Annotated in this window: 1 protein-coding gene; it reads right to left on the bottom strand. The window is 57.7% G+C overall.

What is annotated here, in order from left to right; genetic code table 11:
• Positions 1-128: 128 nt before the first annotated feature.
• The coding region (locus EN852_RS41920; protein WP_210238314.1) for a hypothetical protein at positions 129-336 on the bottom strand (208 nt) is incomplete at its 5' end.

Genomic DNA, 336 nt, shown 5'->3' with positions numbered 1-336 from the left:
AGTTTGGCGCCAACGTTCCTCTGCCCCTCTTTCTGTTCCCGCAGGTTGTCCAGCAAGGCGGTCATTCGCACACGTTGCGGCGATCTTTCCATGGTCACCGAACTTGGAGCCCCCGGTGATGTTCCCGGCTAGTGGGGATGCTGCGACACCGGGAACGACTGAGAGACGCTGATGGTGGCAGAATATACTAGTTTCCGGGCCTCGTTGTGGACGGAGACCGTCATGGTTTCATCCAGATCGCTAGAGGCCATTTCGTCGATAGCGATGTCATGGAGGGCCTTGAGCGCTTCTCGTCGCACATCAATCCTACTGTCGAGATCGACCCAGGCATCTCCG

The sequence above is a fragment of the Mesorhizobium sp. M2E.F.Ca.ET.209.01.1.1 genome (genome assembly GCF_004010375.2).
Lineage (GTDB): Bacteria > Pseudomonadota > Alphaproteobacteria > Rhizobiales > Rhizobiaceae > Mesorhizobium.
This window is presented reverse-complemented; position numbering and strand designations above follow the sequence as displayed.